The organism is Leucothrix mucor DSM 2157 (assembly GCF_000419525.1).
Taxonomy (GTDB): Bacteria; Pseudomonadota; Gammaproteobacteria; order Thiotrichales; family Thiotrichaceae; genus Leucothrix; species Leucothrix mucor.
In genome coordinates, this window is sequence record NZ_ATTE01000001.1 from 370,132 (window position 1) to 391,080 (window position 20,949).

Below are 20,949 nucleotides of genomic sequence, written 5' to 3' on the forward strand. Positions count from 1 at the left end.
TTCAGCCAGATCTTAAATCAACGAGCGACCGACTGCTTTCAAAGTGTGCCGGTCGTTTGCGTTTCAGGTACCGGAATTTCCAAAGTTACCTGCAGGCCTTGCCCCGGTTGAGAGTCAATTCGTAACTCTGCGCCAATCAAGTCGGCCCTTTTTTGCATATTCAGCAAGCCTCTGCCGCTCGATTGTTGCGGTAGCGTTCCACAACCATCATCGTAAATACAAATTCGCGCAACCTGCTGGTTTTCGCCTTTATTCACAATCGCTGTTTCAATAGTAAGGTTCTCGGCATAGCTATGTTTAAGCGCATTGGTAATGGCTTCTTGCACGATTCGCATGGTATTGAGCACATTGGCAGGGCCAAAATTAGCAATTGGCGGCAAATCATCTACTTTCCAATGCAGTGTCCATCGGGCATTGGCCAGTTGGTCCGATAAGCGCATTCGTAACATGCCCAGTAACGTGGGTAAGTCTTCTGCTTCGTAATCCAAGGAATCAATCACCATACGCAAGTCCTGCAAAGCAGACTTAAGATTAGCTTTGAGTTGTTCCTGACTGACTTTGCCTGACTCCAAACTCACGAGTGTTGCGACCAATTGCCCGCCGATACCATCGTGAATATCCCGCATAATGCGTTGGCGCTCTTCGGCTAATGTATATTTTTGTGTGAGTTGTTTTACCTGTCGATAGCCGTGTTCAATGTCATCAGTCTTGCGCTTGACTTCATTTTGTAGCTCTTGATTGTAGTGCTCAACCACATTCATACTTTGCACAAAGCGATTAATCAGCGTCGTGGCAATTACAACAACCACCAAAAGGGCCGCAAAATGAATCATAAAAGGCGACTGCTTCGGAATAAGCTGTAGCACTAAGATCAAGTCGTGCATGCCATAGATCATCAGGCCTGAGCCTGCAGTCATAATTGGAATCAGCCGTGTTTCTTTGTATTTAATGTAGTGAAAGACCACAAAACCCAGCGTGTAGAAGCCTAATAGAGCCAATGCTGGATTCCAGATCACTTGGCTATAGCGAATAGCCCATTCGGTATCAGGATGGGCAAATGGAAGGCTGAGTACCAGAGTGATTCCAATCATCCAGTATTCCATTTTTTTAGGAAATTGGCCGGCATAACGATGGATAAACATGACCACGCCCAGCATGGAGTAACCAAAACACAGCGACAGCACGACCTCCCAATACTCTAGAGGCATCGGAATAGTGCGCAGGAAATGGTTGGAGTCGTGAAAAGTCCACAACAGCGAGAACACTGCATAAAACAAGTAATAGCTATCAGCTTGCCGGAACAGCCATAAAATACTGATAAAGATACTGCTGAACACCATACTTAAAGTGATGGTGGTGACCAGGTCAATTCGTAGGTGGGTATTTTGTGCAAAGTGATGCTGTAACAGCTCTTGCGGGCCAGTATAGACCGCGCCTAAGTAGGTCGACTCTGCAAACTGCCCTTTGAGGCGAATCGTAAGAAAGTTGCGCTGTCGCTCTAATGCATTGTGGTCAAAGTTAAATATTTGCGGATGATTGCGGTTTCTGCTGATCGGTTCGACCATTCTTCCACCATTCCCAATCCACTGATTATTAATAAAGACTTCTACATTTTGTGAAATATTGGGGAGGTAAACCGACATCCGCTGAGGCTCAGAGCCTGAGTTTAAAAAGGGGATGACATACCAGAGGTCAGTGGTATTTTGCTTAGCGGCGGTGTCCCAGTCGGGGAGCGAAACTTCGGTGTGTTTTAGACCAGCCAGTTCTCTGGGGGTAGTGGCATTGCTGTTAATCACATAAGCACGGGTTAACTGATATTGCTCGGGGAGTGGGCTAAGCCAGAAATAACTAATATAAAATGTGGCAATTACATAAACCAGCAGAGCACCAAGCCACAGCAGCATCGGGGTACGAAGAAAGATTCTGACAACATCTCCCATTAAATCAGGTTCATTTTTAGCGCCTCAAACACCGCTTCGGCGCGTGAGTTAACCGAGAGCTTGCGGTAGATGTTTTTAACGTGTGTGGCGACGGTATGGTATGAGAGCCCTTCAATTTCGGCGATTTCCTGCGAGGTATAACCTTTAGCCACTTTTTGCAGAACCTGCTGTTCGCGTTGTGTGAGCTTTTCAAGTAAGGCTTGCTCGGGGCGAAAGTGCTTCATTAAATGACGGGCAATGCTGGGGCTTATCGGCGCGCCGCCAGCGGCTAAATCAGTGATTGCTGTGCCGATCTGGATAGACTCATCATCTTTGAGTAGGTAGCCACTGGCACCGGCTGCAATGGCTTTTAGAATATGCCATTCATCACCAAACACACTGATCACCATCATGGCGGTATCAAAGCCTTCATCTTGCATCAATGTGATGATTTCCAGCCCATTGCCATCTGGCAAATCCAGATCAATCAATAACACATCAGGGGTTTTATCATGCAGGGCTAGGCGCGCATCGGCAACCGTGCTGCAGGTGGCTTGGAGTTTAAGCCGCGGATCACTTTGCACCACGCCGGCAAGTCGCTCCAGAATAATGGCGTCATCTTCGACGACCATGACAGAAATCTTAGACTCTGAAGCATTATGCATAGTGCGACCTTAATCTCGTTAACACAATTTTGGGGGGGAAAATGGCAGTGCTGATCGAAAACAGATTAGCATATATTAAGCATTTTCACTGAGTATAAGGCGATAAGTTGCTGGTTTTTCGGGTGAATACCGAGAATTGGTGAGTGTGATAGCCATCACTTCAGAATATAGTGAAACTGGGGCAAGCCAACTGTGATACTCAGTTGCACAGTGCTTATTAATTGCAAAATTTAGTGCAGGAATTTAAATTGTACTAAAATTAATCAAAAAACCTCGTTTTGTCATAAAACGCCGGAAATGTTCTATGCTTACAGTTATAATGCTCCGACGAACGGAGTATAATCTGGTCCCACTATTGTAAATTCTGGTTTGATATCCGCAGTCATCGATACGCCTTTGCGATGCTGCAATTAGGGTCGCGGAGCAGAGTTTACAGCCATAAGCCAAAATAATAAGTTGCAAGGGAGTTTGACGCCCCACCTGTACTGCAGGCGGGGCGTTTTTTATTGGGCTTAGCGAATGACGTGCCCGACGAATGTTGCAGTGTCGTTTAAGATCTTTGAACCACGGCGGAAGCCAAGTCCGCAGGCTTCCCAAGCGAAGAATACGCCAGCCTGATAAGAGCGGCCTTCAGAGTCGGTCGCCAGTTCCGCATATTCCTGATAAAGCATGTCATGAACGTCGTAAGGACCATCCGTAGACTCCAGCGTGTCGCCTTGCTCATCAATAATTGCGACATTGGCACCTTCGCGTCCAAACATTGGCTTGGATACTTGCTTAATCCCTTCAAGCGGCTTGTTGTCAGTAGCTAACAAGTATGGCGAGTCTGGGAATAGTTCATACAGCACTTTCATAATGCCTTTGCTTTGGAACAGCAAAGTGTAAGCGGGGTTAATTACCACGCCAGTGCGCTTACGGCCAATCTCGGTGAGTAGTTCAACTAGCTCAGGCTCATCCGCTGCCATGTCTTCCCAAGGCCATAACTTGAACCAGAAATTGGTGGATTCCTGATCTTTATTAAAGATGCCTTCATCTGGTAAGAAGCCGGCTTCATCAATGTAGCAAAAGTCTGTGCTAAATCCGGCATCAGTCGCAATGCGCTGGAGTAGGCGGGTCGTTTGCTCATCTTCAGGCAAGTCCCGAACGCTGGAAAACAAAATGCGCTCGCCATTGAAGTATTCATCAAACTTTTCCAAGCCATCATCATTAGTGATCAGGCGTTTAAAGTTGTCACGAATAACTTCATAAGCATTGTTGAACTGTGCGGCTTCATCCATGCCATTACTTTTCAGCAGGGCCCACTGGATAATGCAGGTTTCAAACAAGCTAGTCGGTGTGTCGGCATTGAACTCCAACAGTTTGATCGGCTTGCCATCAATACCACCGGCAAAGTCGAAACGGCCATACAGGTGCCAGTCATCATCATCCCAGCTGAATTTAATTAGTTGAACCAAACTTTCCGGAATGCCCAGCTCTTCAAATAAATCATTGTCGATGACATGCTGTCCGGCTTCGGCAAACATGTCATACAGCTCATTGGCTGCAGCGTAATAAGCCTCGGCTTCTGCTTCTGAAACCGGTAACAGCTCCGGGGCGACATAAGCCGAGCCATCAGGGTCGGTATGCCAGGTAAAACCAATTTCTTCCATTAGCTCATTGCTAACGGGTTCAACAGTTTGGGTGCGCAGCAAGGTATTAACCTCCGAATGAGCGAGTAGATGAACTGGATGGGGTTCTGTTTTGACCGCCAGTGAAACCAGATTTTGGCTTAGTAGACGCTGTTGGTGCGCTTCTGGCGCGGTTTTGTGCGCTGGATACTGAAGCTGCAGGACGAGTACTGGCCGCAGTCCGAGCTTTAGCGTTTGCATTGTTCGCCAGTTTATTAGCGATCATGCCGCCGATCAGCGAGCCTGCCGCACTGGCTAGGATCATTTCACCCAGTCCAAGTCCGCCACCGGAGCTGGCTGAGGCTTCTTTAGTCAGTTCAGACGTACCAGCATCCACTTTGTCAGCTTCTGCTTTAGCCAGAGCGGTTAGCTCTTCATTGCTAAGAACGGTCTCTTTGCCATCCAGAGTCTTGAGTACGGCACGTGTAGCGCCTTCAGTCGGATAGCGCTCGGCTAACTCATACTTATCCGGATTAGCGCTAATCTGTGAGATAACTAAGAAGTAATTCTGGCTTTGCAGGTCTTGCTCAAGCTGGCCGAGGTCTTGCTGCTGTTGTGGCGCTTGTGCAGCCGGTGGTGGTGGAGCGTCGGCACCGCAGCCCTGAAGGTTAGCAACTACTAGCAGGCCTAAGCTGCCAGCCATAGAATAAGATGCGGCTTTTTTGATATGTCTCATAAGAAGTTCCGTTAATTTAACTTAGAGTTATTTATGCAATATGGCCTCTACCATAGCAAATTCAAGGGGCCAATATGTATAGTCTTGACCAATATGTAATATTCAGCTTTGCGGCTTACGTTTCATTCATCAGCCGCTTCTTATATAATCCCGCCTTTCCTAAACCCACAGAGTGCCAACGTGAGCTTATCTGTCCAAGAGTTGCAATGCAGCCGTGGAGACCTGTGCTTATTTCAGGGCTTATCTTTCGAGCTGCAACCCGGTCAGCTGATCTGGCTGGAAGGGCGTAATGGCAGCGGCAAGACCACCTTATTGCGGACTTTGTGCGGCTTATTTCTGGCTGACCACGGCGATATTTTGTGGCAAAAGCAGCCTATCCGGCAAATACCCGATGAGTTTTACCGGCAATTATTCTACCTTGGTCACCAGAACGCTTTAAAGCTGGATTTGAATCCTATCGAAAACCTGACGGTGTTGAGCCGTTTGGCTGGACAAACGGTGTCTGAGTCGCAACTTGAAGTCGCCTTGGCCAAAATGGGACTCGCTGGCTACGAAGATGTACCGGTGCGCAAGCTATCTCAGGGTCAAAAGCGTAGAGTGGCACTGAGTCGTTTGTTAATTAGCGATGCGCCGTTGTGGGTTCTGGATGAGCCGTTTGTGGCGTTAGACGTTGTGGCCGTGGAATTATTGCAGTCAATTATTGTCCAGCAAGTACAGGACGGTGGAATGGTCATCCTCACCACGCATCAGGCAGTACCCTTGCCTGAAGAGCAAATGCAACGGCTGTCATTGGATCGTTATGCTTAAGTCATTTTTCACCGTATTAAACCGTGATATCACGCTGGCACTGCGACGCCGCACGGATATTTTCACGGTACTGTTCTTCTTTATTATCGTGGTAAGCCTGTTTCCGCTGGGCGTGGGCTTTGAGGCGGACATGTTACGCAAGATGGCACCCGGTGTGGTTTGGGTGGCGGCCTTACTGGCATCGACTCTGGCGCTGGAGCGTATGTTTGCTAATGACTATGAAGATGGCACGCTGGAACAAATGCTGCTGACACCCCAGCCACTAGGCGTGTTGGTATTTGCTAAAGTGCTGGCGCATTGGCTATTAACCGGCCTTCCATTGGTGCTGATTGCACCGCTGGCTGGACTGCAATACCATCTGCCGGCGTCGAGTATTGGTACCTTAATGCTGGTGTTGCTGTTAGGTACGCCAGTGTTGAGCATGATTGGCGCGATTGGTGCGGCCCTGACCTTAGGCTTACGAGGCGGTGGCGTGCTTATTTCGTTACTCGTACTACCCTTATATATACCAGTGTTGGTTTATGGTTCCGGCGCTGTTGCAGCAAGTATGCAAGCGGGCACACCGCTACAGCCTTATTATTTATTGTTGTCGGCATTTTTAATGTTGGCACTCGTGTTTGCACCGTGGGCTACGGCGGCAGCACTGCGAATTTCGGTGGAATAGGTTATTAGGTACCATGGCAATTAATTGGTTTAAATATTCATCTCCTGCAGCGTTTTACCCCTTAGCGGGTAAGCTGATTCCATGGTTTATGGGGGCAGCGATCGTTTTTACGTTGGGTGGTTTGTACTGGGGCTTTTTCCAGACGCCAGACGTGCTGAGTGATCAGAAGCAATATTATAGAATTATCTATGTGCACGTAGCCTCTGCTTGGATGGCGATGTGGCTATACGTGGTCATGGTCGCTTGGGCGGTGCTTGGTTTGATATTCAATACGCGAATGTCCTACATGATGGCCTCTGCAACCGCGGTTACTGGCGCAGTAATGACGGCCTTATCGCTATGGACTGGCGCATTCTGGGGACAAACCAGCTGGGGAACCTGGTGGGACTGGGACCCTCGGATGACTACACAGTTGATATTGTTATTTCTCTATATTGGCTATATCGCATTACAGTCAGCCATTGAAGATACGCGACGCTCAGACCGGGCTTCGGCAGTACTGGCAATTGTAGGTTTAGCGATTGTGCCGGTGATCTATTATTCAATTAACTGCCCTGATCCGAATGAATGTGCATCTCTACATCAGGAGTCCTCGTTAAAACGGATAGAGCCCAATATTCTGATTGCGATGTTAGTCACGACCTTCGGCTTTTGGATGTACTGTTTTGCTACGATATTGATGCGCGTACGCAATATTATTTTACAGCGTGAAAGCCATACCAGCTGGGTTGCACGACTAGAGGCCTTCAAATGAAAGAATTTTTTGCCATGGGCGGCTATGGCTTTTATATCTGGTGCTCAATGGGCATGGTGTTTGCGCTAATGATTTTGGAGCCACTCATGCTTCGTTTTCAGCGCATCAGCCTTACCAAGCGCATTCGTGGCCAAATTAGACGTCAAGCTGCTCGTTCCAATAAGGATTTACCATCATGAAAGCACGACATAAACGGATTGTATTTATCATCATTGGACTGTGTGCGGTCGGTGCCGCCTCGGCGATGATCACCCAAGCCATGAAAAGTAACTTAGCTTATTTATATGCGCCGGAAGCGGTGTTGGCCGGTAAAGCACCGACGGATCGGGTGATTCGCTTAGGTGGATTGGTGAAAAAAGACAGCTTGAAGCGCAGTGATACCAGCTTGGAGCTGAGCTTTATTCTGGCGGATAACCGCGGCAATGAAATCACGGTGAATTACGACAAAATCCTGCCGGACTTATTTAAGGAAGAACAGAGCGCTGTGGTAAAGGGGCGTTTAACGCCGGATAAGCAATTCATCGCTGAAGAAGTGCTGGCAAAGCACGATGCAGAATACATGCCACCGGAAGTGGCGGACGTGTTGGCTCAAGAGCATGCGCCAGCGCCTAAAAAAACTGAGGCTGGAGCCTACTAATGATTCCTGAAATTGGTCATTTTGCACTGGTACTGGCGTTAGTTATTTCGCTAGTGCAATCGGTGTTCCCTATGATTGGCGCGGCAACGGGTAATGCACAATGGGTTGCCATGGCAAAGCCGGCGGCGAAAGCCCAAGTCTTGTTTTTGGCAGTTTCCTTTGCTTGCCTAACGACTTCATTCTTAGTTAGCGACTTTTCTGTTTTATATGTGGCGAGTAACTCCAACACATTAATGCCAACGATTTACAAAATCTCGGCAGTCTGGGGTGCACACGAAGGTTCCTTGTTGCTATGGGCATTGACCTTGGCAGTGTGGGGCGCGCTGGTTGCGGTGTACAGCAAAGGCATTTCAGCCGTTATGCTGGCACGCGTACTGGCGGTGATGGGTATGATTGGCGTTGGTTTCATGCTGTTTATGTTGCTGACTTCAAACCCATTTGAGCGCTTATTCCCGATTCCGGCAGAAGGTCGCACACTGAATCCATTGCTGCAAGATCCGGGCTTAGCGATTCACCCGCCAATGTTATACATGGGCTATGTGGGCTTCTCGGTAGCATTTGCTTTCGCCATTGCCGCGATGTTAGGCGGTAAGCTGGATGCGGCTTGGGCGCGTTGGGCTCGCCCTTGGACCAATGTGGCTTGGGTATTTCTAACGATCGGTATCGCACTGGGTAGCTGGTGGGCGTATTACGAGCTTGGCTGGGGCGGCTGGTGGTTCTGGGACCCAGTTGAAAACGCGTCGTTGATGCCTTGGTTAGTCGGTACGGCGTTGATTCACTCACTGGCAGTCACTGAGAAGCGCGCAGCGTTTAAGTCGTGGACAGTCTTGTTGGCGATCTTTGCTTTCTCTTTAAGTTTGCTGGGAACCTTCTTGGTTCGTTCCGGTGTACTGACATCTGTACATGCCTTTGCCAGCGACCCTGAGCGTGGCTTATTTATTCTGATCTTCTTAGTGTTGGTGGTTGGTTCCTCTTTGCTGCTTTACGCCTTGCGTGCGCCAAAGTTGCGTTCAACCGGTACCTTCGAAGTGATCTCTCGTGAAATGGGCTTATTGGTTAATAACATTGCCTTGATTGCAATGACGGCTACCGTATTGCTGGGTACTTTATATCCATTGATCATCGATGCTTTGGGTATGGGTAAGATCTCGGTGGGGCCTCCGTACTTTAATACCTTATCGCTGCCATTGGGCGTGGTGTTATTTAGTGCCATGGGCTTTGGTTTGTTCCTGCGTTGGAAGAAAGACAAAGTCGAGCGTGTGTTTGCCAAAGTGCGCTGGATTTTACTGCTGGCACTGATTATCGCCTTCTTAGTTCCGATTCTATTTTTGGAAGAGTTTAGCTTCAAAGCGGCGCTGGGATTATTCCTCGCATCGTGGGTGAGTTTGGCTGCAATCCTGTGGGTTAAAGAGCAGGGTCGTTCACCGTTTAAATTGCCATTAGCGACTTGGGGAGCGGCTGTTGCTCATATTGGTATGGCTGTTACCGTTGCTGGTATTGCCGTGACTTCCATGTACAGCAGTGAAAAAGACGTGCGTTTACAGCAAGGCCAAGCCTATGAAATGAGTGGTTATAGTTTCTTGTTTAACGGTGTTAAGCAGGTACAAGTTGCGAACTATGTAGCACAGCGTGGCGAAGTGGTTGTCAGTAAAGATGGCAAAGTGATCACCACCTTACACCCTGAAAAGCGTAACTACGGCCCAGGTACTATGCCGATGACTGAAGCGGGTATCGAAAGTGGATTCTTCCGTGATCTGTTCATTGCGCTGGGTGAGCCATTAGGCGAGAGCGACTGGAGTGTGCGTTTGTACCATAAGCCATTGGTGAACTGGATCTGGATGGGGGCAGCATTGATGGGGCTAGGTGGTCTACTGGCTGCATTCGATCGCCGTTACCGCTTAGTGCGCAGACGGGTTGACGAGCCTGTTGTCACCAAAGAGTCTGATAAAACTAAGCCTGTTGCAGCTGATGGAAACGAGGTAACCGCATGAAAAAGACAGCACTTATTCCACTAATTCTATTTGTGGTACTGGTGGCGTTTCTGGCAATTGGTTTGGGCTTAAAGCCGCGAGAAGTGCCATCCCCGTTTATTGGTAAGGCGGTACCTGAGTTTGAGCTGCCTGAGCTGATGAAAGACGGCGAAACCATTTCTCCGGAAGACCTGAAAGGTCAGGTCTGGGTGATGAATGTGTTTGCTTCATGGTGTGTGGCTTGTCGTGCGGAGCATGAGGTGCTGAGTAAGTTTATCCGCACTGAGAAAATTCCAGTGTTAGGGCTTAACTACAAAGATGAACCGCAGGATGCCAAAGACTGGCTGAAAGCGCTGGGTAATCCTTATCAGCACATTGCGGTTGATTATGCCGGTAAGGTGGGTATCGACTTGGGTGTATACGGCGTGCCAGAGACTTTTGTGGTGGATAAAAAAGGGATTATTCGTCACAAGGTGATTGGTCCGGTATTTGATGAAACGGTGCGTGATGATTTATTGCCGTTGATTCTGAAGCTGCGTGAGGAAAAAAGCTGATGCGCCGTTTTTGTCTAGTATTGCTGATGTGTCTTGGTACTTCGCTGGTGTCGCCTAGTTGGGCTGAAAGTGGCGATGCCATGTTGACCTTTGAAAGCCCTGAGCATGAAGCGACTTATAACAAGCTGACCGAGGAGCTGCGCTGTCTGGTTTGTCAAAATCAAAATTTGGCAGGCTCTGATGCGGATCTGGCGAAAGATCTGCGTGCTCAGGTGTATGAGATGGTCGAAGCGGGTAAAAGCCGGAGCGAAGTCGTTGATTATATGGTGGCGCGCTATGGTGATTTTGTGCTGTATCGTCCTGCCTTTAAGTTAAAGACCCTGCTGCTCTGGGTAGGGCCGGTGGTGTTTCTTTTGCTGACGTTGTTTTTTGTGACCCGTTGGGTGCGTCGTCAGCCAAAACAATCTGGGGAGTCTTTAAGTGACTTCCAACGCAGTGCCGTTCGCGACCTGTTAAATAAGGATAACTAGGGGAATACCATGCTTTGGTTTTTTATTGCAGGCTTGCTGCTGATCGCAGTGGCCATTTTAGTAATGCCTTTATTTCGTACTCAGGATGAGACTACCGACAACCGTCGTGAGCAGAATATTCAGATTGTGCGTGAGCAAATGGCGGAGTTGGAAAGCAGTTTTGAGCGTGCGGAAGTGGAAAGTGATGAGTATCATGCACGCCGCTCCGAGTTAGAGCAAGCGCTACATTTGGATGTGGATGGCGAGGCAGAACACGTTCGTAACAAGACCAGTACTACCTCACGAGTGAGTGCTGGTTTTGTGCTGTTGTTTGTACCGATGGCGGCTTTGGCGCTTTATCTGTACTTAGGCGCGCCGCAAGCTCCACAGATGATTGAAGAGGCCAGAAATAATCCACCGGCTGAAATCCCACTGAAAGCGGATGGTACGCCGGATGTTGAAAAGCTGGTGGCGAGCTTGCATGACAAATTACGCAAGAGCCCTGCAAATGCTGAAGGTTGGTATATGTTGGGTCGCTCTTACATGATGATGCAGCAGTTTGATGGCGCCGTTGAAGCCTATGATAATCTGAATAAGCTACAACCTGGCGAGCCGGATGTTATGTTGATGTTGGCAGATGCCTTGTCGATGCAGCAGGGTGGACAGATGGCAGGGCGTCCTGAGGCTTTGATTAATGAGGCACTGGTTGCGGCTCCGGAAAATACAACTGCGTTGTGGTTGTCGGGTATGGCGTTGGAGCAGCAGGAAAAATATCAGGAAGCCTTTGATCGCTGGACTGTTTTGCGCCCATTGCTGGAGGATATTCCACAAGAGCAAGAGCAGCTGGATATTCTGATTAATCGGGTTAAGGCGAAGCTAAGCGGTGATACCGCTGTGGCAGATTCAGCAGTTGATAAATCTGGTGATGCGGCTGAGTCAAGCGCTGCGGCACCTGCTGTTAAAGCGGATAGTGCTGAAGGCGAAGCAAAAGTAGTTGCTAAGGATGCAGCGGCTTCTGGTGCACAAGTCAACTTAAGCGTGAGCCTGAGCGATGCAATGCTTGAGCAGGTGTCTCCTGAAGATAGTGTGTTTATCTATGCTAAAGCGCAAACCGGTCCACCAATGCCATTAGCGGCTAAGCGCCTCCAAGTTAAAGACTTGCCAACGACGGTCATATTGGATGATAGTATGGCTATGATGCCGCAATTTAAGCTATCAGCATTTGATACCTTGATTGTCGGTGCCCGGATTTCTAAGTCTGGTAATGCAGTTGGTCAAGATGGCGACTTGTACACGGAGCAAGAAAAGGTGGCTCACGGCGATACGGTAACATTGAGCATTGATAGCGTATTGAAAAAATAATTTGCCTATGAGGGAAGGGATTGAGCTTAATCAGATGTGCGTTTAGCTTTTTACTGATTGCCTGTTTATTCGGGTTATTGCTCAATCCCGCTCTGGCGGAAAATGAAACCACAGAGTCCCTACAAGTCCCATGGCCGATGCGGCTGGAATTATCCTGGTGGAATGCTTTCAGCAAAGTCGAACTACGGGAGCTTCAGCAAAACATTGCTGATGCTAAAGTTCAGTTAGCACAAATCACCCAGCCCCCTGAGGCGCAGAAACAGGCTGAGCACATTCAGTCTCTGTTTGATCAGTATTATCAAAAACGTGGGACGCAGCTCCCGATTAGCTCGATATCATTGCCTGCGGACAAGGCGCAATACACTTTAGAAGAAGTGCAACAACATGTCAGTGAGCGGCGCAAAGCGGCCTCTGAGTTGCAGCTAATGGAGTCCAGCCTTGAGCAGCAAAATGGAGATTTGAAACAGCAAAAGGCAGCGGTTGTTGCGATTGCGGTGGTCTATCAGCGGCCGCAGAAAGCCTCTGAAAATAGTTTGCAGGAAGGGCTGGATTGGATTCAGAAACAACTGAATCAGGCATTGCTAAGCTTAAATAATAGCGTGCTTAGTCAGCAAATTAAGAATCAGCAAGCTTACTTAGAGCAATTACTGGCTTCTGAGAAAGAGCAAATTCAACGGCTGGTAGTGCAACCTCGTTCACTGTTTGAGTCGCGTAAAAATATTGATGCTCAGCAGCAACTTATCATCGATTATCAAGAAAAAATTCAGCAGCTTAAGGCTAAGCAACTCAGTTTATCTTCTGGGTCGGATCAATCCCGCAATCAAATTCTATTGATTGGCCGGCAGATATTATTGCAGGAAGCAAAGTTACGGCTGGCAGAAGCAAGAAGCTTGGCCAGTCAACTGGTGCTGGATATTGTCGCACTGGATAATACGATAGGTGATGAGGAGCGAGATGCGGCACGGCAACGTCTGCAGGCTGCTGAAGCTCTGCTGGAGTCTAATCAAGAGTGGGTTAATAGCAGTTTAAAGCGCTTAGATGAAGAGTCTGAGTTATTGGATTCTATTAAAAATGTTGATGAGAAGAATGGCGTTAATGCCGATATTAATCAGCCCGCAGAGTTTACAGATTATGTTGCTGAAGCCAAGCAAGCCTTAGATGAGCTATCTCAATACAGTGTTGATTTGACGCTGTTGGTTGAGATTGTGAATAGCAAATTGTCTTCTACAGCTCGTGGTGCCGAAGTGCTGGTGGAAAAGGCGGATGACACGATTCGGCAGAGCTGGCAGCAGTTTCGCGCGTGGATGGAAGTGTCGCTGTTTAGTATCAATGGCACGCCGGTTAACTCTTTTGGTTTGCTTAATTTTCTGCTGATTATGTTTGTCGGTTGGATGCTGACGCGTTTATTCCGGCATGCCGTGTTGAAAGTTACTCAGCATTCCTCGAAAGGGATGCAGCCCTCATCCATTGCGACCTTGAGCCGCATCGTGAGTGTATTCTTCTTAGGGATTGCGCTGCTAGTGGGCTTTTCCAGTTTAGGGATTGATGTCACTAAGTTGGCGCTGGTGGCCAGTGCGCTCAGTATTGGTATTGGTTTTGGCTTGCAGAACATTATCAACAATTTCGTCTCGGGGATTATTTTGCTGTTCGAGCGAAGCATGAAGGTTGGAGACTATATTGAGATGGATGATGGTACGGTGGGTGAGGTACGGGAAATTAATATCCGAAGTACGGTTATCACGACTAATAACAATATCGATATCATTGTGCCGAACTCGATTTTCGTTAATAACAGTGTGACCAACTGGACGATGACTGATGGTAATTTACGGATCAAATTACCTTTCACTGTGGCTTATGGTTGTGACAAGGATCTGCTGCGTGAGGTCATTTTCGAAGCAGTATTAAAGCAACCTTACACACTGAATATTATTGATAAGCATCATCCGCAATTACGACTTTCCAGTTTTGGTGATAATGCGCTGAATTTTGATTTAGTGGTTTGGATTAAGCCGGGTTGGTCGAAGCGCCCGGGTAGGGTGAAAGCAGCCTATAACTGGGTGATCGATGATGTGTTGCGCGAGCATAATTTTGAAATTCCATTCCCTCAGCGCGATATTCATGTTTTCTATGATGGTGAGGCAAAATCAGAGCCCAGGTTTACTAGCCCATCGAGCTAGGCGTGTCTGGTCAGTCGCTAGTCGTTAGATTTTCCATAAACCTCGCTAATCAGGTGTCTGATACCGTAAGCACGTTTAATTGCCTTACAAGTCACGCCTGCGCGGCATAATAAACCGATACGATGATACTAAAAAATAACTGATATCGGATGATCGCTGCGATGCCTGTAACTGACCGAAAAGACCGTTTTTACGAAATTGACTTGCTACGCTTTTTAGCAGCGTTGGCTGTTGTGCTCTATCACTATACTTTCCGTGGTTTTGCTGAAGGTGGCTACAGTCCGGTTGAATACCCGATCATCGGCGATTACTTCAAGTATGGCTCCTATGGTGTGCAGCTATTCTTTATTATCAGTGGCTTTGTTATTTTAATGACGGCGACCAAACGTGGTGCTGCGCACTTTGTGATTTCAAGAATTACACGGCTGTATCCCGCATTTTGGGTCTGTGTATCGCTTACGGCATTGGTGATTGCGTGGAAGGGTGGGGCTTTATTTCAGGTTGATCTAATCCAATATCTACTCAATCTCAGCATGATCAGCGGTTTTGCCGGGGTGGAAATGGTCGATGGGGTGTACTGGACCTTATTGGTTGAATTGAAGTTTTATGCGTTGATTTTTGTTTTACTTATCATCGGACAAATTCAGCGGATTGAATGGTTTCTGGCCCTTTGGTTGGCGATTACGGCTGCTTCCTTTGTGCTAGCAATGCCAAAGATTGTTACCTTTATATTCCTTACCGAATGGTCTGCTTACTTTATCGCAGGTGCTTTGTTTTACCTGATTCGTCAAAAAGGGCTGAACGTGTTTCGAGGTCTGATGTTGTGGGCGAGCTTTATGCTGGCGATATTGGGCAACTTGCAGCAGCTTGGTGCTTTAGAGGCGATGTATCACAGTGACTTTTCGCCCTATGTAACCAGTATCATGATTGCCGGTTTTTATATTGTATTTTTACTGATCGCATTTGGTAAAACGCAGCATTTAAGTTCTGAGAAGTTGGTGAAGCTGGGCGTGCTGACCTATCCCTTGTACTTAATTCATCAAAATATTGGTTTTATTATTTACCATCAGTTTGGGGATGTTGTTAACCGCTATGTGCTGCTAGTCGGGCTTGTATTGGTGATGATGCTGGCGGCTTGGTTGATTCATAAGTTGATTGAGCAACCACTGGGCCGTTGGATGAATAATGTGCTGAAAGGCTTGTGGGAGAGAGTGCAAATTACTCTGGAAAATAAAAAGGCTACGGCTTCACAGCTGCCTTAATGCAGATATGAAAAAGCCCTTAGATCCTGATATTTCAGAAGATAAGGGCTTCTACTAAAATCGTCACTCACGGTGACAAGTTTATCGAGTCAGGTGAAGTCTTGAGGGAAGCTTCCCATCACCGCTTTGCATATCTGCATATTCGGCTCGACTTTATTCATGCTGTAGAAATGTAATCCCGGCGCGCCACGTTCCATCAGTGTCATACACATCTGTGTGATGTAGTCATCCGCAAATGCTCGCAGTGATTCAGGATCATTCTCATAAGTTTCTAAGCGTATTCGTAACCAGCGCGGAATCTCAGCGCCACAGGCATCTGAGAAGCGCGACAAGCTTTCAAAGTTACCGATTGGCATAATGCCTGGGATAATGGGAATATCCACGCCAGCCTTCGCACATTCATCCACAAAGTAGCTATAGCCATCTGGATTATAAAAATACTGAGTAATGGCGCTATCAGCACCGGCTTTAACTTTTTTAACAAAGTTATCAAGATCTTGCTTGTGGTCAATCGACTGCGGATGCTTTTCAGGATAAGCCGCTACTTCAATGTGAAAATAGTCACCACTGTGCTCACGGATGAACTCTACCAGTTCATTGGCATAATGGAATTCGCCTGGGTCTTCCATACCCATCGGCAAGTCACCACGTAGAGCAACTAAGCGAGTAATATTATTCGCTTTATAGTTATCCAGAATCGTTCCAATACGTTCACGACTGGAACCAACGCAGGTTAGGTGGGAAGCAGTTGGAATACCAGAGGCTTGTTGAACACCTAGTACGGTATCAAACGTGGTTTGTTGATCAGAGCCGCCGGCGCCAAAAGTGACGGAGAAAAATTCCGGCTTCAGTGTGGCTAGGGCTTCACTGGCGGAGAGAATATTGGCTTTACCTTGATCGGTCTTAGCGGGGAAAAACTCAAAACTGACGTGTTTAGTCATGATTTGCTACTCATTCATGCATCTGTGGGCGAAAGAGTAATAATGAAGAGCAGGGCGCTCACAGAAGGGTTAAAAAGACCCTGCCCCGAAATGATCAGGACAGGGTCATTATCACAACAGTGTTGCTAAGTTGTGCTTAGTAGCGGTAGTGATCTACTTTGAATGGGCCTTCAACTGGCACACTAATGTAGTCAGCTTGATACTGAGTCAGAGTTGTCAGCTTAGCACCAACACGCTCAAGGTGAAGACGAGCAACTTCTTCGTCCAGGTGCTTTGGTAGCATGTAAACTTTGTTCTCGTAGTTTTCAGCGTGCGCAAACAACTCAATCTGAGCCAGAGTTTGGTTCGTGAATGAGTTAGACATTACAAAGCTAGGATGACCTGTACCGCAACCCAAGTTAACCAAACGGCCTTGTGCCAGCAGGATAATACGCTTGCCGTCAGGGAAGATAATGTGATCAACCTGTGGCTTGATGTTTTCCCACTCGTACTTTTCCAGACCAGCAACGTCGATTTCGTTATCGAAGTGACCGATGTTACAAACGATCGCCTGATCCTTCATCTGAGCCATATGATCATGAGTGATGATGTGGTAGTTACCCGTCGCAGAAACAAAGATGTCAGCTTGAGAAGCAACGTCATCCATTGTTACAACGCGGTAGCCTTCCATCGCTGCTTGTAGTGCACAGATTGGGTCAACTTCAGTTACCCATACAGTTGCGCCTAAACCACGTAGAGACTGAGCAGAACCTTTACCTACGTCACCGTAACCAGCAACAACTGCGATCTTACCTGCAATCATTACATCAGTTGCACGCTTGATAGAGTCAACCAGTGACTCGCGGCAGCCGTACAGGTTATCGAACTTAGACTTGGTTACAGAGTCATTTACGTTGATTGCTGGGAAAGTCAGTTCGCCTGCTTCAGCCATCTTGTATAGACGATGTACACCAGTCGTTGTCTCTTCGGTAACACCTTTGATATTTACACGAATACGTGAGTACCACGTTGGATCAGTCTTCAATTTCTCACGAATTGAAGCGTACATAATGATCTCTTCTTCGCTGCCTGGGTTATCCAGAACAGAAAGATCTTTCTCTGCTTTAGTACCTAGCTCGATCAGGCCTGTTGCATCACCACCATCATCAAGGATCATGTTTGGTGTGCCACCATCATGCCAATCGAAGATACGGTGACAGTAGTCCCAGTACTCTTCTAATGACTCGCCTTTGAAAGCGAATACAGGAATGCCAGCTGCAGCGATAGCCGCCGCTGCGTGATCCTGTGTAGAGAAGATATTGCATGAAGCCCAGCGAACTTCAGCGCCTAGCGCAACCAGAGTTTCGATCAAAACGGCTGTCTGAATCGTCATGTGCAGAGAGCCTGCAATGCGAGCGCCTTTAAGTGGCTGGTCAGCATACTTAGTACGCAGTGATACCAAGCCTGGCATTTCAGTTTCAGCGATATTGATTTCTTTACGACCAAAAGAAGCCTGACTCATGTCGGCCACTAAATAATCGGTAAAATTCTGTTCTACTTGTGCATTCATAATACATTGTCCAATCGTAAAATAGCGTGGTTGGATTTATGAACAATCACCTTCAAGCCTGGCCCGAATAGGGGTGCAACGCTACTTGAGGGCGATTGATAAAGCTAAATTTAAAGTGCTGCTTTTAATGCTTCAGCGCGGTCTGTCTTTTCCCAAGGCAGATCGATATCCGAACGACCAAAGTGACCATAAGTGGCTGTTTGGCGGTAGATAGGCTGAATCAGGTCAAGCATAGTCACAATACCGTAAGGGCGTAGATCGAAGTGCTCACGTACCAGCATTTCGATCTTCTCATCAGCAATCTTGCCCGTGCCAAATGTCTCAATAGAGATAGACGTTGGCTCTGCAACACCAATGGCGTAAGACACTTGAATCTCGCAGCGCTCCGCTAAGCCTGCTGCCACGATGTTTTTGGCAACGTAACGGCCAGCATATGCAGCTGAACGGTCAACTTTTGAAGGATCTTTTCCGGAGAATGCTCCGCCACCGTGACGTGCCATTCCACCGTATGTATCAACAATGATTTTACGTCCAGTCAGACCACAGTCACCAACAGGTCCACCAATAATGAATTGGCCAGTTGGGTTGATGTGGTAACTGGTTTTTTGGGTTAACCATTCAGCTGGTAGTACCGGCTTGATGATTTCTTCCATCACTGCTTCACGAAGATCCGACAAGCTGATGCCCGGATTGTGCTGGGTTGATAATACTACAGCATCAATAGCAACAGGCTTATCACCCTCATAACGGAAGGTTACTTGGCTTTTAGCGTCAGGACGCAGCCAAGGCAGTACACCAGACTTCATCAGCTCAGCCTGGCGCTTTACTAGAAGGTGGGCATAAGTCAGGGGGGCAGGCATCAAGACTTCGGTTTCGTTACTGGCGTAACCGAACATCAGACCCTGGTCACCAGCGCCTTGTGATTCTTTATCTTCGCGATCGACACCCATGGCGATGTCGGGAGACTGCTGACCGATAGCATTAATAACGGCGCAGGTGTTGCCATCGAAGCCAACTTCAGAGGTGTTATAACCGATGTTAGTAACAACTTCGCGGACAATCGTTTCGATATCCACGTAAGCAGAAGTCGTGACTTCTCCAGCCAGTACAACCATTCCGGTTTTAACTAAGGTCTCGCATGCAACGCGAGCATCTTTATCTTGGGTAAGAATGGCATCAAGTACAGCATCAGAGATCTGATCTGCCATTTTGTCCGGATGGCCTGCTGATACAGACTCAGAAGTAAATAAGTGGTTCCCAGCCATAAAAAAATCTCCTTAAGATTATGACTGAGCGCCGTTGTAATGTTTGGATAACCGACTGAGCCTAGCCAACAGTAGTTGGTCGCAACGCTCCTCAGGGGCTATGTGTAGTGCAATTCTAAAATAGAGCGGGTATCATATAGAACTTGAATTAAAAAATCACTATTTTGGGTCGGTTTTTATAGCCGCTCATCTTGGTCGGTCATGATTGTCAGCAAAATTAAACTTTTTGTACTATAATCTCAACTTATGACTGGGTTCAAAAAATGAACTTTTTCGTCAATATTTCGACAAACCTCAAAGCTATCTTCTGGTATTTCTGTGCCAACATCCAAGCGTGAGTCTTAAGGGGAAAAAGTGGATAAACGATCTTTTCTGTTTCTACAAGGAGCTGCGACACCATTTTTTGACCGCTTAGCAAAAGCAATCAGGCGAGCAAAAATCGATACCTGTCGTGTTAAATTCTGTTGCGGTGATGCCTTATATCATAAGGGCGGGGATGCTGTAAGCTACGTTGGTGATACTGTTGATTTGCCCACTTTTTACAAAGAGTTGTTTTCTGAGCGCAATGTCACAGACTTGGTCCTATTTGGTGACACTCGCCCTGTTCATATCCCTGCAATCAAGTTAGCCAAAGAGCTCAACCTTCGTATTCACGTTTATGAAGAAGGATATCTGCGACCTGACTGGATAACAATGGACAGAGGTGGCGTTAATGCGTATTCGCCTTTGCCGAAGTCCCCTAACTATTACAGGGAAGCCGTTCTTAAAGTCCCAAGACGTGTGGTTAGCCAAAAAACGGGTTATAGCCAATGGATAAGGCTGGCCGAGGACATGGTTTATAATGTCGCTCGCCTAGGTGATTTCAAATTTTATCCGAAATACACCCGTCACCGCCTTCATGGCCCGGCACAGGAGTACTTTGGCTGGGTTAAGCGTCACTCCATGCTTCCATTTCATGCGATTTATGCTTCGCGTTTGATACGTCAACTTCTGAATATGAAGGCAAAATATTACGTTTACCCATTGCAGCTTGATAGCGACTCTCAAGTTAGGGTGCATTCTTCTTATGGTGATGGAGTTAATTCTGCAACCGAGGAAATTATTCGTTCATTTGCCAAGCATGCCTCCAAGGACGCTTTTTTGGTGATAAAAAATCATCCATTAGATACGGGGATAACCAAGCACAAAAAATTTGCCTATAAAACAGCCTCGGAGAATGGCGTTCGTTCACGTGTTCGATTTATCGAAGCCGGTCACTTACCAACCTTCTTGAGTCATGCTGCGGGTACTGTCCTGATAAATAGTACGACAGGTATGTCTGCTTTGTTTCATCAATGCCCAACAATAGCCCTCGGAAAAGCTTTGTACGATATTCCGGGCCTGACCTTTCAAGGGGGGCTCAATGACTTCTGGAGGCGTGCAAAAACACCAAATCGTCAGCTTTTTATGGCGTTCCGAGATGTTGTGATTCACAAAACTCAAATCAATGGGAATTTCTATACAAGAAAAGGAGTAGAAATGGCCGTTAAGGGAAGTTTGAGGCGTTTGGGAATTCCTCCGATCCCAGAGCCAGAGCCTGAGGCGAAGGTTGCTATGGACAACCAAGTCGTGGCTGATAACTTTTAGGC

The 20,949-nt window shown here is 47.3% G+C and carries 19 protein-coding genes and 1 riboswitch; of the genes, 12 read left to right on the forward strand and 7 right to left on the reverse strand.

Going from position 1 to position 20,949, the window contains the following annotated elements:
- Nucleotides 1-38 precede the first annotated feature (38 nt).
- The 4 genes from LEUMU_RS0101710 to LEUMU_RS0101725 all read right to left on the reverse strand — a co-directional run bounded on the left by LEUMU_RS0101710 (nt 39) and on the right by LEUMU_RS0101725 (nt 4,927).
- The gene (locus LEUMU_RS0101710) at nt 39-1,940 is read right to left on the reverse strand and encodes a sensor histidine kinase (protein WP_022950552.1); all 1,902 of its coding nucleotides are present in this window, start codon (nt 1,938-1,940) and stop codon (nt 39-41) included.
- Nucleotides 1,940-2,584, reverse strand: a complete 645-nt coding sequence (locus LEUMU_RS0101715) for a LuxR C-terminal-related transcriptional regulator (protein WP_022950553.1) — start codon at nt 2,582-2,584, stop codon at nt 1,940-1,942. Before LEUMU_RS0101715 ends, LEUMU_RS0101710 begins: the two co-directional genes overlap by 1 nt.
- A gap of 512 nt (nt 2,585-3,096) precedes the next feature.
- Nucleotides 3,097-4,275 carry a glutathionylspermidine synthase family protein gene (locus LEUMU_RS0101720; protein WP_022950554.1) on the reverse strand — a complete coding sequence of 393 codons (1,179 nt, stop codon included), beginning with the start codon at nt 4,273-4,275 and terminating at the stop codon, nt 3,097-3,099.
- 4 nt (nt 4,276-4,279) lie between these two features.
- Nucleotides 4,280-4,927 (reverse strand): Cj0371 family chemotaxis-regulating polar lipoprotein, encoded by a 648-nt coding sequence (locus LEUMU_RS0101725; RefSeq protein ID WP_022950555.1) that lies wholly within the window; start codon nt 4,925-4,927, stop codon nt 4,280-4,282.
- A gap of 180 nt (nt 4,928-5,107) precedes the next feature.
- On the opposite strand from LEUMU_RS0101725, the gene ccmA reads away from it, so the two are divergent.
- From ccmA to LEUMU_RS24145, 11 genes are all read left to right on the forward strand, one after another.
- The gene (gene ccmA / locus LEUMU_RS0101730) at nt 5,108-5,734 is read left to right on the forward strand and encodes a cytochrome c biogenesis heme-transporting ATPase CcmA (protein ID WP_022950556.1); all 627 of its coding nucleotides are present in this window, start codon (nt 5,108-5,110) and stop codon (nt 5,732-5,734) included.
- A complete protein-coding gene (ccmB, locus tag LEUMU_RS0101735) occupies nt 5,727-6,398 on the forward strand; it encodes a heme exporter protein CcmB (RefSeq protein WP_022950557.1) in 672 nt (223 codons plus the stop codon). Before ccmA ends, ccmB begins: the two co-directional genes overlap by 8 nt.
- A gap of 13 nt (nt 6,399-6,411) precedes the next feature.
- Nucleotides 6,412-7,152 carry a cytochrome c biogenesis protein CcsA gene (ccsA, locus tag LEUMU_RS0101740; protein ID WP_022950558.1) on the forward strand — a complete coding sequence of 247 codons (741 nt, stop codon included), beginning with the start codon at nt 6,412-6,414 and terminating at the stop codon, nt 7,150-7,152.
- On the forward strand, nt 7,149-7,331 hold the full coding sequence (gene ccmD, locus LEUMU_RS0101745) for a heme exporter protein CcmD (protein WP_022950559.1): 183 nt from the start codon (nt 7,149-7,151) through the stop codon (nt 7,329-7,331). Before ccsA ends, ccmD begins: the two co-directional genes overlap by 4 nt.
- A complete protein-coding gene (gene ccmE, locus LEUMU_RS0101750; RefSeq protein WP_022950560.1) occupies nt 7,328-7,789 on the forward strand; it encodes a cytochrome c maturation protein CcmE in 462 nt (153 codons plus the stop codon). The genes ccmD and ccmE overlap by 4 nt, the downstream gene beginning before the upstream one ends.
- Complete coding sequence (locus LEUMU_RS24140; protein ID WP_022950561.1) at nt 7,789-9,780, forward strand: heme lyase CcmF/NrfE family subunit; 1,992 nt, start codon at nt 7,789-7,791, stop codon at nt 9,778-9,780. The genes ccmE and LEUMU_RS24140 overlap by 1 nt, the downstream gene beginning before the upstream one ends.
- Nucleotides 9,777-10,313 (forward strand): DsbE family thiol:disulfide interchange protein, encoded by a 537-nt coding sequence (locus LEUMU_RS0101760; protein ID WP_022950562.1) that lies wholly within the window; start codon nt 9,777-9,779, stop codon nt 10,311-10,313. The genes LEUMU_RS24140 and LEUMU_RS0101760 overlap by 4 nt, the downstream gene beginning before the upstream one ends.
- Nucleotides 10,313-10,783, forward strand: a complete 471-nt coding sequence (locus tag LEUMU_RS0101765) for a cytochrome c-type biogenesis protein (protein WP_022950563.1) — start codon at nt 10,313-10,315, stop codon at nt 10,781-10,783. Before LEUMU_RS0101760 ends, LEUMU_RS0101765 begins: the two co-directional genes overlap by 1 nt.
- A 9-nt stretch (nt 10,784-10,792) precedes the next feature.
- Entirely contained in the window at nt 10,793-12,124 is a 1,332-nt protein-coding gene (ccmI, locus tag LEUMU_RS0101770; RefSeq protein WP_022950564.1) for a c-type cytochrome biogenesis protein CcmI, read from the forward strand.
- A 20-nt stretch (nt 12,125-12,144) separates the two neighbouring features.
- The gene (locus LEUMU_RS27650; protein ID WP_022950565.1) at nt 12,145-14,304 is read left to right on the forward strand and encodes a mechanosensitive ion channel domain-containing protein; all 2,160 of its coding nucleotides are present in this window, start codon (nt 12,145-12,147) and stop codon (nt 14,302-14,304) included.
- A gap of 161 nt (nt 14,305-14,465) precedes the next feature.
- Nucleotides 14,466-15,566: an acyltransferase family protein gene (locus LEUMU_RS24145; protein ID WP_169446337.1), complete on the forward strand. Its 1,101-nt coding sequence runs from the start codon at nt 14,466-14,468 to the stop codon at nt 15,564-15,566.
- Between the two features lie 89 nt (nt 15,567-15,655).
- On the opposite strand, the gene metF is transcribed toward LEUMU_RS24145, so the two are convergent.
- The 3 genes from metF to metK form a co-directional block, all read right to left on the reverse strand.
- Nucleotides 15,656-16,507, reverse strand: a complete 852-nt coding sequence (metF, locus tag LEUMU_RS24150) for a methylenetetrahydrofolate reductase [NAD(P)H] (protein WP_022950567.1) — start codon at nt 16,505-16,507, stop codon at nt 15,656-15,658.
- Nucleotides 16,508-16,643: 136 nt separating this feature from the next.
- Nucleotides 16,644-18,056 carry an adenosylhomocysteinase gene (gene ahcY / locus LEUMU_RS0101790; RefSeq protein WP_022950568.1) on the reverse strand — a complete coding sequence of 471 codons (1,413 nt, stop codon included), beginning with the start codon at nt 18,054-18,056 and terminating at the stop codon, nt 16,644-16,646.
- A 110-nt stretch (nt 18,057-18,166) separates the two neighbouring features.
- Nucleotides 18,167-19,321 carry a methionine adenosyltransferase gene (gene metK, locus LEUMU_RS0101795; RefSeq protein WP_022950569.1) on the reverse strand — a complete coding sequence of 385 codons (1,155 nt, stop codon included), beginning with the start codon at nt 19,319-19,321 and terminating at the stop codon, nt 18,167-18,169.
- Nucleotides 19,322-19,340: 19 nt separating this feature from the next.
- A riboswitch (S-adenosyl-L-homocysteine riboswitch) is annotated at nt 19,341-19,420 on the reverse strand.
- Between the two features lie 255 nt (nt 19,421-19,675).
- Here metK and LEUMU_RS24155 point away from each other — a divergent pair.
- On the forward strand, nt 19,676-20,947 hold the full coding sequence (locus tag LEUMU_RS24155) for a capsule biosynthesis protein (RefSeq protein ID WP_022950570.1): 1,272 nt from the start codon (nt 19,676-19,678) through the stop codon (nt 20,945-20,947).
- Nucleotides 20,948-20,949 lie beyond the last annotated feature (2 nt).